The 12,443-nt window shown below is 67.0% G+C and carries 16 protein-coding genes; 6 read left to right on the forward strand and 10 right to left on the reverse strand.

All coding sequences use genetic code 11. From position 1 onward, the window contains the following. Nucleotides 1-140: 140 nt before the first annotated feature. From KUD94_RS03885 to KUD94_RS03930, 10 genes are all read right to left on the reverse strand, one after another. Complete coding sequence (locus KUD94_RS03885) at nucleotides 141-1,187, reverse strand: DMT family transporter (protein WP_094437530.1); 1,047 nt, start codon at nucleotides 1,185-1,187, stop codon at nucleotides 141-143. Nucleotides 1,188-1,354: 167 nt separating this feature from the next. Next, nucleotides 1,355-3,352 (reverse strand): relaxase/mobilization nuclease and DUF3363 domain-containing protein, encoded by a 1,998-nt coding sequence (locus KUD94_RS03890; protein WP_094437531.1) that lies wholly within the window; start codon nucleotides 3,350-3,352, stop codon nucleotides 1,355-1,357. Nucleotides 3,353-3,788: 436 nt separating this feature from the next. Further along, nucleotides 3,789-4,376, reverse strand: coding sequence for a S26 family signal peptidase (locus KUD94_RS03895; protein ID WP_094437533.1), 588 nt, complete (start codon nucleotides 4,374-4,376; stop codon nucleotides 3,789-3,791). After that, nucleotides 4,373-4,918 carry a DUF2840 domain-containing protein gene (locus KUD94_RS03900; RefSeq protein WP_094437534.1) on the reverse strand — a complete coding sequence of 182 codons (546 nt, stop codon included), beginning with the start codon at nucleotides 4,916-4,918 and terminating at the stop codon, nucleotides 4,373-4,375. The genes KUD94_RS03895 and KUD94_RS03900 overlap by 4 nt, the downstream gene beginning before the upstream one ends. Further along, nucleotides 4,915-5,187 carry a chromosome partitioning protein ParB gene (locus KUD94_RS03905; RefSeq protein WP_094437733.1) on the reverse strand — a complete coding sequence of 91 codons (273 nt, stop codon included), beginning with the start codon at nucleotides 5,185-5,187 and terminating at the stop codon, nucleotides 4,915-4,917. The genes KUD94_RS03900 and KUD94_RS03905 overlap by 4 nt, the downstream gene beginning before the upstream one ends. Further along, complete coding sequence (parA, locus tag KUD94_RS03910; protein ID WP_094437535.1) at nucleotides 5,184-5,822, reverse strand: ParA family partition ATPase; 639 nt, start codon at nucleotides 5,820-5,822, stop codon at nucleotides 5,184-5,186. Before parA ends, KUD94_RS03905 begins: the two co-directional genes overlap by 4 nt. A 253-nt stretch (nucleotides 5,823-6,075) precedes the next feature. Next, nucleotides 6,076-6,933 carry a replication initiator protein A gene (locus KUD94_RS03915; protein ID WP_094437537.1) on the reverse strand — a complete coding sequence of 286 codons (858 nt, stop codon included), beginning with the start codon at nucleotides 6,931-6,933 and terminating at the stop codon, nucleotides 6,076-6,078. A gap of 26 nt (nucleotides 6,934-6,959) precedes the next feature. After that, a complete protein-coding gene (locus tag KUD94_RS03920; protein ID WP_043376313.1) occupies nucleotides 6,960-7,241 on the reverse strand; it encodes an AlpA family transcriptional regulator in 282 nt (93 codons plus the stop codon). An 83-nt stretch (nucleotides 7,242-7,324) separates the two neighbouring features. After that, nucleotides 7,325-8,104 carry a DUF2285 domain-containing protein gene (locus KUD94_RS03925; protein WP_094437538.1) on the reverse strand — a complete coding sequence of 260 codons (780 nt, stop codon included), beginning with the start codon at nucleotides 8,102-8,104 and terminating at the stop codon, nucleotides 7,325-7,327. A gap of 337 nt (nucleotides 8,105-8,441) precedes the next feature. Next, nucleotides 8,442-8,789 (reverse strand): DUF2958 domain-containing protein, encoded by a 348-nt coding sequence (locus tag KUD94_RS03930; protein WP_094437539.1) that lies wholly within the window; start codon nucleotides 8,787-8,789, stop codon nucleotides 8,442-8,444. 223 nt (nucleotides 8,790-9,012) lie between these two features. On the opposite strand from KUD94_RS03930, the gene KUD94_RS03935 reads away from it, so the two are divergent. The 6 genes from KUD94_RS03935 (at nucleotide 9,013) to arsC (ending at nucleotide 12,380) form a co-directional block, all read left to right on the forward strand. After that, entirely contained in the window at nucleotides 9,013-9,306 is a 294-nt protein-coding gene (locus tag KUD94_RS03935) for a helix-turn-helix domain-containing protein (protein WP_046196319.1), read from the forward strand. Between the two features lie 230 nt (nucleotides 9,307-9,536). Continuing rightward, nucleotides 9,537-9,875: a helix-turn-helix transcriptional regulator gene (locus tag KUD94_RS03940; protein WP_094437541.1), complete on the forward strand. Its 339-nt coding sequence runs from the start codon at nucleotides 9,537-9,539 to the stop codon at nucleotides 9,873-9,875. 12 nt (nucleotides 9,876-9,887) lie between these two features. Beyond that, nucleotides 9,888-10,334: an ArsI/CadI family heavy metal resistance metalloenzyme gene (locus KUD94_RS03945; RefSeq protein WP_094437542.1), complete on the forward strand. Its 447-nt coding sequence runs from the start codon at nucleotides 9,888-9,890 to the stop codon at nucleotides 10,332-10,334. A 19-nt stretch (nucleotides 10,335-10,353) separates the two neighbouring features. Further along, nucleotides 10,354-10,851, forward strand: coding sequence for an arsenate reductase ArsC (locus KUD94_RS03950; protein WP_094437543.1), 498 nt, complete (start codon nucleotides 10,354-10,356; stop codon nucleotides 10,849-10,851). A gap of 7 nt (nucleotides 10,852-10,858) precedes the next feature. Continuing rightward, nucleotides 10,859-11,944 carry an ACR3 family arsenite efflux transporter gene (arsB, locus tag KUD94_RS03955; protein WP_094437544.1) on the forward strand — a complete coding sequence of 362 codons (1,086 nt, stop codon included), beginning with the start codon at nucleotides 10,859-10,861 and terminating at the stop codon, nucleotides 11,942-11,944. A gap of 13 nt (nucleotides 11,945-11,957) precedes the next feature. Beyond that, the gene (arsC, locus tag KUD94_RS03960) at nucleotides 11,958-12,380 is read left to right on the forward strand and encodes an arsenate reductase (glutaredoxin) (protein WP_094437734.1); all 423 of its coding nucleotides are present in this window, start codon (nucleotides 11,958-11,960) and stop codon (nucleotides 12,378-12,380) included. The last annotated feature ends 63 nt before the right edge of the window (nucleotides 12,381-12,443 follow it).

Consider the following 12,443-nt stretch of genomic DNA (forward strand, 5'->3'; position numbering starts at 1 on the left):
CTCGACAATATCGTTGGGCATCTCCGGTCTCCCATGACACCCCGTCGCCGCGCACAGTCGCGGCGATTTGCTTTCCGAACCGCAGTACGGGCTTTGATGCCGTAGGGCGCCAGCCGTGCCACGCATGCGCGTCAGCTCCGTTATCCATGCGGATGCCGATGGTGAATGTCCGGGTAATGGGGATGGCGATGGGTAATCAGCTCATGACGGTGCCAGTGCTCGTGTGGCTCGCGCCCGTCCCAGTCGGGGTCATGGTCATGCTGATGGTGCTCGTCATGCACATGGCGATGGCTGTGCTCCTGCGGCTCGTGCGTGTGCAGGTGCTCATGGCGCTCGGTCAGATGCAGCCAGACGCCCACGGCCATCAGTGCGCACGCGGGCCAGAACCATGGTGACGGTGTTTCACCCAGAAAGACCAGCGCGGCCGCGGCTCCGACGAACGGGGCGGTGGAGAAATAGGCTCCCGTGCGCGCCGTCCCCAGACCGCGCAGCGCCAGCACGAACAGCACCAGGCTGACGCCATAGCCGAGCCAGCCAACGACCATGGACTCGGCGACGGTGCCCCAGGCCGGAAGTGCTGCCCCCACCGATAGCGCCACCGCACAGTTCACCAGCCCGGCCATCAGGCCCTTGGCTCCGGCGACGAACAGGGCGTCCGTGGCCGAGACCTTGCGCGTCAGGTTGTTGTCGATGGCCCAGCACAGGCAGGCCAGCGCAATGGCCCCGGGGCCAAGCCAGCTCCCGCCTGCGGCTGCACGTTGATCCGGCCAGGACAGGAGCATTCCACCGGCGACGATGGCCACCATGCCGGCGACGATACGGCGACCCGCGTTCTCCTTGAACACCAGCCAGGCCAGTACGGCCGTGAGGACGGATTCGAGGTTGAGCAGCAGCGACGCATCGGACGCGCGGGTGTGCACCAGCCCAAACATCAGTGCGACCGGACCCAGGACGCCGCCGAAGAAGATCGCCCCCAGCAGCCAGGGCCACTCGCCGCGCCCAAGGCCCGAACTCCTCCAGCCCCGATCGCGCACAAGCCGGATGGCCGCCAGGCCGATGCCGCTGCCCATATACAGCAGCCCGCCCAGCAGCACCGGCGAAACCTGGCCCACCAGCAGCTTGGCCAGCGGAGTACTGGCGCCAAACAGGGCGGCCGCCAGCAGGGCGTGCAAGGCACTGATGTTCATGGACGGATCATATGGCGTTCCTTTTTCCTTACCACACGCGGCCATGAGTTGCACGGCGGTTTGCTCGATGGCGCAGATGAATTGAGCGATGTTCCAGCCACCTAACGACCGCGCCAGAACGCACCTCTGAACCTCGCCACGGAACCATACTACGGACGATTGCGCCGCTAACTTAAGGACAGCTTTGGATGACGTCCAATCTCCCAAGACACCCCACTATTGCGCACCGTCGCGGCAAGCTGCTGCCCCAGCCGTTGCTCGATCACCGGCCTCCACGGCACCAAGCTGAAACCGATGCCGTCATCGAGCATCGCGTAGCGCCCACTGGCGAGCATGACGCTGCGCCGGTAGATGCCGGCCACACGCTGCCCGTCGGCCACGGGCCGGTACTCCAGGCCCGTTTCAGCGCCAATGTCCTTGGCGGCCTGCGTCAGCTCCCGGTTGCGCAGCGTGCCCAGCAGGTTGCGCGCCAGGATCACGCGCTGCCCGCGCCGCTCGGCCAGCCCCTGTTCGGCCAGGAAGTCGGCGCGCTGCTGCACCGCCTGCTTGGCCTCCGCACCAAAGCCCAGGTCGCCCAGGCCCGAGCCGCCACCGATCAACTGCTGGTCGAGCCAGGTGGCTCCGATCACGCGCGCCTGCCGCTCGATGGGCAGGTGCGATTTCAGCTCAACGGCCACGCCGCCCAGGCGCCGCGCGTCGTAGCGGCGGCCCTGCTCGGGCAGGTCGCCCGGCACCTTCCATAGCCCGTCGGCCACGCGCTCCACGATGCCGGCCCGGCGCAGGGCTTCCAGGCGGCGGACGTGGGCTGCGACAACCTCCTGCGGCTTGCGGCCCGGCACGGCCTGGCCCTGCGCCACAGCTAGGTGATGGTCGGTGCGGTACAGCCCATCGCTCGCCAGCGCGGCTATGTTCCTGTCGGCCGCGCGCACGTCGGCCGATCCCTTCACCTCCACCACGGCCCCGGTCGGGTAGTTCGCCAGCTCGTCGCGGGCGTTCAGCGCCACGTAGTGGGCCTTGCCGTCCACGCCGTCGATGACCAGATAGCCGCGGTCGTGCAGCTCGTCGGCCAGCCCCTTCGCGGCCACGCGGCCGAGGATGGTTCGGCCACTTCCATCGGCATTCTGGCCCGGCTCGAACACCGCCAGCTCGCGCGGCTCGTCGCGCATGGCCCGCTGCATGGTGCGGATGATGTCGCCACGCTCGCCCAGGGCGCGCAGGGTCTTTTCCGCGTCGGCATGAACGGCCCAGGTGCCCGGCTGCATTTCGTCGGTCAGGCCCAGGCGCTGCAAGCGTTGCAGCCGGCCGATCAGCAGCAGACGCTGGCGTTGCAGCCGCGGCTCGTTGAGCCGTTCGACATGCACCAGACCATCGTCGCCCAGCTCGCGCTTGAGCGTGCGATCCAGGCTCGTCCACCGCTCTTGTTCCACCTCGCGCTGCAAGGTCTGCTGGATCTCCAGCTCGGTGCGTGGCCCCAGCCATTCGGTCGCCAGTTCGGCGGCACGATGGCGGAAGCCATCGGCGATGTAGTCGCCCGCGATGATGAGGTCTTTGCCGGTGTCGTCGCGCCCGCGCACGACGATGTGCGTGTGCGGGTTGTCGGTGTTCCAGTGGTTCACGGCTACCCAATCGAGGCCTGTTCCCAGGTCGGCCTCCATGCGGCCCATGAGGTGTCGTGTGTAGGTGCGCAGGTCTTCCAGCTCCGCGCCATCCTCGGGCGAGAGGATGAAGCGGAAATGGTGCCGGTCGTCGGCGCAGCGCTCCTTGAAGGCGTCGAGGTCGGCGGCGTAGGTCTGCGGCCCGTAGGCTTGGCCCGGCTCGCCGTCGCGGCCCACGCCGTCGCGCTCGATGTAGCGCAGATGCTTGGCGAGCGACTGCGGGCTGGCTTGGCGCTGGTTGACCAGCAGCGTTTTGATGGTCACGCGCCGCGACATGGGCGTCAGCTTCGCCCCAGCGAAGCGCGCTGCGGTGTGGCCCCGCCCGAGGCGCAAGCCGGGCCGCTGGCCGGTGCCTCGCGCCGATGCCGGACGGCGCACCGCCGACTTGCCGCTGCTGGCCTTGCCCGCCTGCTTGAGTACCTTGGAAACGAAGCTCTGCCCCTGACCCTTGCCCCGGTTCTTCGGGGGGCTGGGGCGCACGCGGAAATCGTCGTCGCGGCGGTCGGTCATGGCTGCGCTCCCTGAAAGCTGGGGCGTGCGCCGGCGTGCGAAGCACGCGGGCAGCCCTGTCTTGGCGCGGGCTTCACGCCACAAGCGGCACGGCGGCGAAGCCGCGCCGTGCCGCGCCAACCCCATGTGCAGACTGGCTTTCGACGCGGCCCCGTGCCGCGTCCTTTTGTCTTGCCTTCCGCCTTTGCCCCTCGCTGGCGCTCCGGGCAGCGGCGGCCCGGCGGCGCTGCTGCGCGAGCAGCCAGCGCGCCGGCGAACGCGGCGACGGCCATAGGCCGGGCGCGTTCGAGGCAAGACGCCTGCACATGGGAAGGCAGCGCGAAGTGCGGCGCCCGATATGAAGGATCGGCGATCGCACTGCACGCGCGACGACATGCGGAACGCCACCGGATCGACATGCCTGATAGCACGATGATGCGCAACGAATCGGCGGCGATCATGGGCGTTTCTCCAGCCAGACCGGGTGCGCGACGCCGATCACGGCGGACGCGCGCACCGGCCCGAAGTACCGGCCATCGAACGATGCCGGGTTGGTCACGCTCAACAGGAACAGCTCGCCCGGTTCGAGGCGGCGGCATTGCTGCCAGGACGGCAGCGGTCGGCCCCAGCGGTCGGCGCGTAGCACGGCGGCCGAAGGCACGCCGTCGATGCGGACGATGCCGCCAGCGATGCACACCTCCTGCGGCGCGACGGCCCCCACGCGCTTGAGCAGCGGCACGCCGGCCGGCAGGTAGCCGCGTCGCGCGGCCAGCGCGGCGGCATCTGGCGGCAGCGAGGCCAGGACGATGCTGCCTACCGGCAAGGCCGGAGGCAGCGAGTCGGCACGATGGTCGAGCAGATCGACGCGATACCAGCCGACCGCCACGCTGTCGGACGGGTTGTAGATCAGACGCGGCAGCGGATGCACGAAGGACGCCCAGGCCAGCGCAGCGAGGCCGCAGGCGGACAGGCCCGCGAGCACGATGCGAGCGCGCAGGTGTGAGCGAGAACGCAGCACGGTGTCGGTGGTAAGCGCGGCGGTCATGGCAACGCGCTCCCGGCCAGCCAAGCGGCGTGCCGCTCGGCGCTGTAGTCGGGCAACGGCAAGCGCGCAGCGAGCCGATTGCCGAGCGTGCGCCAGTACGCGGGCGAAGCGTCGGCGGGCGCGATGCCCAGCGCCTCGATGGCGTCGATGCGTTCCAGCACGGCGCGCACTTGTCCGTCGCCTTCAGCGTGCAGCAGCAGGCGTGCGCCCGGCTGCACGCCGGGGATGCGCTGCGCGCCGTCCAGCGGCGTGCAAGCCTGCATCACCATGAGCTGCCAGCGGATCGTGCCGTAGTCGTTGGACTGCCAGCGGATGCGGCAGAACACCGCGCCTGGCAGGAACACCGCGCTGCGCCGCCAGCGGTCGAGCTGGTGCGTGCGCGCGGGTTCGCCGAAACGCAGGTAGAGCTTGAAACGGGCCTCGATGTAGGCCAGCGCCACGCGCGTCAGCGGCGCGTTGGCGGGCTGGCCGGAAGGCGCTACGGGCGCAGCCGTGGCCGCGAAGACGGCAGGCGCGGAGACAGGCGAAGCAGATGCGGTCATGGTGTGTTCTCCCTGCGGTGTTCTGGAAACTCCCGCTCCAGCAGGCCGCGCAGCAGGTCGGCCACGGTCACGCCTTGCGTGAAGGCCGACACCTTGATGCGCGCCCGCATGGCGGGCGTGATGTCGAGCGTGAGGCGAGCCGTGTAGAGGTCGCCCCTGCCCAGCGCATCGGCATCGCCTTGCCGAATCCACGCCTCGGCGTGTGGATTCGCAGGCGGGCGCGCGCCGATGCCGACGCGCCTTGCGCGAGGTAGTGGCTTCGTGGTCATGGCGTCCACCGCAGCAGTTCGTCCACCAGGGCAGTGATTTCCCGCGCGGCGGCGCTGTCTGGTGCCGTCTCGCGTGCAAGCCGGCCAGCGGCCACGCTGTCGGCGAACACGATGCGCTGATGCACTTCCGCGCACAGCGCAGGAAGTGGCTGGTCAGCGAGCGCCTGGCGCGCTTCGCGCCCGATCACGGTGGTACTGACGCGCCGATTGATGACGAAGGCCGCGCGCAGCGCAGGCCGAAAGACTTGCGCCTCGCGGATCAGTGCGACCATCTCGGCGCTGGCCCACAGGTCATACGGGCTGGGCTGCACCGGGATCAGCACGCGCTCGGCCGCCAGCAGCGCGGAGCGCGCCAAGGCGGCGATGCGCGGCGGCCCGTCGATGACGACGTGATCGGCGCGGCGTGCCAGCTCCGGGGCTTCCTGATGCAGCGTTTCGCGTGCGAGGCCCACGGCGCTGAAAAGCCGTGGCAAGCCCTGCTGGCTGCGTCGCTGTGTCCAGTCCAGCGATGAGCCCTGCGGATCGGCGTCCAGCAGCATGACGTGCTGGCCGCGCATCGCCAGCTCGCCGGCGATGTGCGTGGCGAGCGTGGTCTTGCCCACGCCGCCTTTCTGGTTGAGCAGCGCGACGATCATGGCCTAGCCCTCCCTGCTGGAAAGCCCGGCTGTTGCTGCTGCGTTTCGTGCCGCGTGGCGGTTGTCCACCGTGGCGCGGCGCTTCTACTACCAGTTAGAGGTTTTAAGTTAGGGAAGTTAAGAGAGGCCGAAACCCGCGCCGTTATTGGGTTTGCGGGCGATCCGTACTCCTGATAGCACGATAGTCGTACTCCCGATAGCACGATACCCCGTACTCCTGATAGCACGATCCCGTCCACCGCTTTTCCCGCAGTTATCCCCGTGCCGTGAACGGCACGGGCCGGAAGGTCAGCAGCTCGACCCCATCGCCCGGCATCCGCTCGATGCCCAGGACGTAGCCGGGCAGCGACTGCCGCGCGACGAGCGCGCGCAGGTCGTAGGCAAAGTCCGAGAAGCGCGTGGCGCTGCCCGATTTCCGATACAGGTGTCGGAAATCGAACTGCCAGCCGTGTTGCTGCCGCCCGCCGTGCTTGCGCACCAGCCGGTACAGCCACCGCTCGATGCCACCGGTCAGCCGGAAATATGCTGGGTCGATGGTTAGCACCAGGGCGGCATCCATCACCCCTCCAAAGAACCAGTCCGGCAAGATCAGCTCCAGCCCCAAGGGTGTGCCCTTGGCATCGGCCAGTTCCTTCCATTCGTTGATCCACGAAAACCGATGCAGGCGCCGCCCGGTCGTCTCGCGGATGGACGTGGCCACCGTGGTCGATTGCAGGCGATCCAGGGCCGCTTTGAGGCGCTGGTAGTCGCGCAGCGACGTACCGCGCCCGATGAAGCGCAGGATCTCGTAGGGCGTGGCCTGCATCAGCCGCGACGGGCGCAGGCCCGCGTCGCGGGCTTCCACGATCTGCGAGGCCGCCCAGATCAGGATGTCGGCATCCCAGATCGTGGCGATGCCATGCTCCTGCGTACCTTCCACGCGGATCGTCACATTGCCCGCGCGAAAGTCGATCGGCGCCGTGCGCCGCGACTTCGCCAGCGAGAAGAACGGAAAGGCCATCAAGTCCTGGCTGTCGCGCGGCGCCATGTCGCCCGGCAAGGCACGGAACAGGTCGAGCTGTTCGCGTTCTTGCGAAGGCCGCTGCCGGGACGGCAGCGCGGGACTGGACATGGCGATGGCCTGGCGCGTGCCAGCGATCAGCGCGCACGGCTGTCCGCCGCATGGTGCTCGGCGTATTCGGGATCGGAAGTCGTCTCGAAGCTGCGATCCGCAGCCCAAGCATCGAGGTCGGCCACGGCGTACATGACGCGCCGGCCGAACTTGCGAAAGCGCGGGCCGCCGCCGATCACGCGCTGCTTTTCCAGCGTGCGCGGCGACAGGCGCAGGTACTCGGCGGCTTCGTCGTTGGTGAGGTAGCGCTGCGGTTGTGCGGCAGCGGTCGAGACAGTGGCGGCAGGCCGCAAGGGAGCGGGACGCATGGTGTGAACCTCCATAGCTTTCAAAGCTCCGGCCACACAGCGCAACCGGATGGAGGCAGTCTCAGAAAACGAAGCTCCGCTGCTCAGGGACGTTTTGCATCCCCATCAAAACGTCCCTTCTCAAGCGGCGGCAGTTGTGCTAAGCGGCGATAGCCGCCGCGCATCAACGCATTGCCCCGGCGCACCAGGCGACGCACGCGGGCACGCAAGTCGCCGTCGGCGTGCCAGTCGGCCGCCACGGCGTCAGCGCCGAATAGTCCTTCGGCCACGTCGCGCAAGGACGCGCCCGCCAGGGTCGCGTCGAGCGCTTGCAGGGTGTGCAGCTCCAGCATCGCGGCCGGTGTGGGCCGGGGCCTGGCGATGGCCTGCGTCGCGCTGCGCGCAGGCGCGGGCGCAGCAACGCCGCCGCCACTTCCGCGATTGGCATAGGCCACCGCCATGCCGTCTTCAAGGCCCGGCGCCAGCGCGAAGCGCGCGCAATGGCCGGGGCTGCGCGCGATCAGCGCCAGCCCTTTGCCGTCGTGCAGCAGTTGTTTGTGACCGGGGATGTGCCAGAACGCGAATACCGCCGCATCGGGCGGCGGATCGGCATCGGGATGGAGTTGCACCACGGCATCGTGGCCGGGAAGCCAGGCCGGATGCGCATCGCGCGCATCCAGGGCCGGGTCTTCCAGCAGACGCAAGCCCCAGCGAAGCGCCGCCTGTTGCGCCGCTTGCGGCCGGCGCTGGTGGCGCAGCCAGTCGAGCCGGTAGTCGGGATGACGGCGCAGGTACTCCCAGGCCAGTGCGAGCGTGTCCAGGCACAAGATGTAGAGGTACGCGGCGGTCGGATACCAGTGCGCGATATGGTGAGGATTGACCATGACGCAAGCTCCCGTCGAACAGCAGGAACGTCGTCACGGGCGTTCGAACGGAGCTACCGCGTCCACATCAACACATCATCCGAACCTGTTTGAGCTGTAACATCAAGTGTCAAGACCGATTGGCTCCGGGTTTTGCGCGATGCGTCCGAATACGACGGCCGCGCAGTCCAAAAACGTCACGCGGCACGAATCAAGGTGCCGTAACCCGCGCCAAAGATCGTGGCCGTTTCCGTCTCAAATGCCCTGTTCGGTGCAAGAGTACGAATTGAGACCGGGCAAATCCGAATTCCGACGGAAATAGCCTCAATACGTCCGGCTGCGCCGTCGCGCGATTGGCTTAATCGACAATGCCGCCGTTCTCCTGGGCCAGCCGGGCATATTCCGACAAGGGACGCGCCGCCTGGAAATACCGATCCCGCATCACCGGCAGCTTGCGCGGCCCGACGATGGAGGCCAGGTCAGACAGTTTCACGGTGCCCAGCTCGGGCATCCCCAGCCCCAGGTCGATCAGGCCGTAGGCCGTATCGCCGTCGGCCGAGTCGAGCGAAGCGAGCAGCCAGGTGAGATGTGCGTCCGGTGTGAACAGGCGCACCACGGGCAGCGGGTCGATGGCCTGACCGTCAGCACGGGCCTGGCCGTGGGCCAGCAGGCGCTGGCGCTCGTCCTCAGTGATGAGTGGCTTCATGGCGGTCTATTCCCAAGTCACAAATCTGCCCAAGCCTGAAAACGCAAAGCCGCATCGGCAGATTTGGGAAAAAGCACGATTGTGATTCCGTGGCTTTGCGCCTTTGTGCAAATCCGCGGAGGCACGGATGCGGATTTCCGTAAAAACACAAAACAGTGAGGCGCCGATGAAAGAGTTAAAGATAACGTGGTTTTAATTGTGCCGCGACTTGACGCTTCTGTCTATGCAGAAGCGATCCATTCAGCGCGGCCGACCGGCCGGCGCCACCACCTACGATGCCGAGTTGGCGCAAGCCTTCGGCGCGGCGGTGCGCGCGTTGCGGACGGAACGCGGCATAGCGCAGGAATCGCTGGCGCACCTGGCTGGCATCGAACGCTCGCACATGGGCAAGGTCGAGCGTGGCGAGCACATGCCCACGCTGGCGATCATCTTCAAGATCGCCGGCGCGCTCGAATGCAGCACGGCCGTGCTGATGAGCGAGGCTGAAAGCCAGCTCGCGGCGGCGGCCCAGCCGTAGGCGCTGGCCCGGCCGATCCGGCACAGCCGGTTCGGTGGTATCGAGGGGTGCCAAGCATCGCGCGGCGGGGATAGCCCGCAGGGCTTTCCCCCGGAGGCAAGCGAAGCGCGCAGCGCCGCAGGCGCGAAGGCGTGAGCAACTGTCTTGGAAGTCAAGCCTCGCGAGCTTGCAGGCTTGATCCAGCCTAAGGGATTTTTCCATTTATTCAATGATTGTTGTATCCTTGAATAATGAATGAAGCCCAAGCTGTCTCTGCCCTAAGCGCACTGGCCCATGCCCAGCGTCTGCGTGTGTTCCGAGCCCTGGTCGTCGCCGGCACCGAGGGCCTCACCCCCAGTGTCATGGCCGAGCAACTCGACGTAGCGCGCAACGCGCTGTCCTTCCACCTGAAGGAGCTGGCCCATGCCGGCCTCGTCACAGTTGAGCAGCAGGGCCGCAACCTAATCTACCGCGCTGACTTCTCGCAAATGAACGGGCTGCTCGGCTATCTGACCGAGCACTGCTGCCAGGGCAGCACCTGCGAAGTCCTCGAATCCCCCGACTCTTCCCGCGCCTGCACCTCCTGCTGAAAGGATTCCTCCATGAAACGCTTCCACGTCCACCTGCACGTCGATGACCTGAACCAGAGCATCGGCTTCTATTCGAAATTGTTCGCCGCGCAGCCGGCGCGCATCGAGAGTGACTATGCCAAATGGATGCTCGAAGACCCGCCGGTGAACTTCGCCATCTCCACGCGCGGCAGCAAGCCGGGCATCGACCACCTGGGCATCCAGACCGACGACGCCGAAGAACTGGAGACCCTGAAGGCCCGCGCCGAAGCGGCCGACATGGCGCTGCTCGATGAAGGCACTACGACCTGCTGCTACGCGCGCAGCGAGAAGCACTGGATCACCGACCCGCAGGGCCTGGCCTGGGAGCATTTCCACACGCTGGGCAACATCCCGGTCTTCCATGAAGCCGCCCCGCCCAGTAAGTCGGCGTCTGCTCCAGCTTGCTGCCCTGTCTCCTCCCGCTCTTCCTGCTGCTAACTGCTGACGAAAGCCGCCCATGACCACCAACACCGTCTACAACGCACTGTTCATCTGCACGGGCAATTCGGCCCGTTCCATCCTCGCCGAAGGCATCCTCAACGATCTGGGTCAAGGCCGCTTTCGCGCCTACTCGGCGGGCAGCCACCCCAAAGGCGAAGTGCATCCACTAGCACTCGCCACGCTGGAGCGGCTGCACATGCCGACCACCGGCTACCGCAGCAAGAGCTGGGACGAGTTCACGACATCGGACGCCCCGGTGTTCGACTTCATCTTCACCGTATGCGACAACGCCGCCGGCGAAGCCTGCCCGCTCTGGCCCGGCAAGCCGGTGTCCGCACATTGGGGCGTGCCCGATCCCGCAGCGGTCGAAGGCTCCAAAGAGCAACGAAATAAGGCTTTCAAAGATGCCGCGCTGACCTTGCGCCGCCGCATCGAGCTGTTCCTGTCGCTGCCGCTGGCGCGGCTGGACGCCATGTCCTTGCAGCGCGAACTGCGTGACATCGGCAAACAGTGAGGTACCCATGACCGCAGCGACTGAATCGGCCCGCTCCATGCCGGCCTCCCCGACCATGAGCGTGTTCGAGCGCTACCTGACGGTGTGGGTTTTCCTGTGCATCGTTGTCGGCATCGCGCTGGGCCAGTTCGCGCCCGGCGTGTTTCAGGCCATCGGCCACATGGAAGTAGCCCAGGTCAACTTGCCGGTGGGCCTGCTGATTTGGGTCATGATCATTCCCATGCTGCTCAAGGTGGACTTCGGCGCACTGGGCCAGGTCAGGCAGCACTGGCGCGGCATCGGCGTCACGCTGTTCATCAACTGGGCCGTCAAGCCCTTCTCGATGGCGCTGCTGGCGTGGATATTCATCCGCCACGCCTTCGCCGACGCGCTGCCCGCCGACCAGCTCGACAGCTATGTCGCCGGCCTGATCCTGCTGGCCGCCGCACCCTGCACGGCGATGGTGTTTGTCTGGAGCCGGCTCACGGGCGGCGACCCCGTGTTTACGCTGTCGCAAGTGGCGCTGAACGACACCATCATGGTGTTTGCCTTTGCACCCATCGTCGGCCTGCTGCTGGGCCTGTCGGCCATCACCGTGCCATGGGATACGCTGCTGGTGTCGGTGGCCCTTTACATCGTCATCCCCGTCATCCTCGCGCAGGTCTGGCGTCGCGCCTTGCTGCGGCGAGGCCAGGCCGTGTTTGACCGCACCCTGGAGCGCATCGGCCCGCTGTCCATCGCGGCGCTGCTGCTCACGCTGGTGCTGCTGTTCGCCTTCCAGGGCCAGGCCATCCTGCAGCAGCCCCTGGTCATCGCCATGCTGGCGGTGCCGATCCTCATCCAGGTGTTCTTCAACTCCGGGCTGGCGTACTGGCTCAACCGCAAGGTGGGCGAGAAGCACAACATCGCCTGTCCTTCGGCGCTGATCGGCGCGAGCAACTTCTTCGAGCTGGCCGTGGCCGCCGCCATCAGCCTGTTCGGCTTCCAGTCCGGCGCGGCGCTGGCCACCGTGGTCGGCGTGCTGATCGAGGTGCCCGTCATGCTGCTGGTCGTGCGCGTGGTCAACCGCTCGCGCGGCTGGTACGAGGCCGGCCCGAACCCATCAACCCGATAACCACGACATGCCCATGAGCACTATCACGATCTATCACAACCCCGCCTGCGGCACGTCGCGCAACACCCTGGGCCTGATCCGCAACAGCGGCGAAGAGCCCACGGTTATCGAATACCTGAAGTCACCCCCCGATCGCGCCACGCTGGTCAAGCTGCTGGCCGATGCAGGCCTGAGCGTGCGCGATGTGCTGCGCGAAAAAGGCACACCCTATGCCGAACTTGGCCTGGGCGATCCGAAATGGACGGATGACCAGTTGCTCGATTTCATCGAGCAGCACCCCGTTCTCATGAACCGGCCCATCGTGGTCACGCCGCTGGGCACGCGCCTGTGCAGGCCATCGGAAGCGGTGCTGGACATCCTGCCGCAGCCGCAGCGCGGCGCGTTCAACAAGGAAGATGGCGAAGCCGTGGTGGATGCGCAGGGGCGCCGCGTCTGAATACTTATTGCGCGCACGGCCAGGCGATGTGATGCTGATATCATCGAATTTCGTTATCGTTAT

This window comes from Comamonas sp. NLF-1-9 (assembly GCF_019195435.1).
GTDB lineage: Bacteria > Pseudomonadota > Gammaproteobacteria > Burkholderiales > Burkholderiaceae_C > Comamonas_C.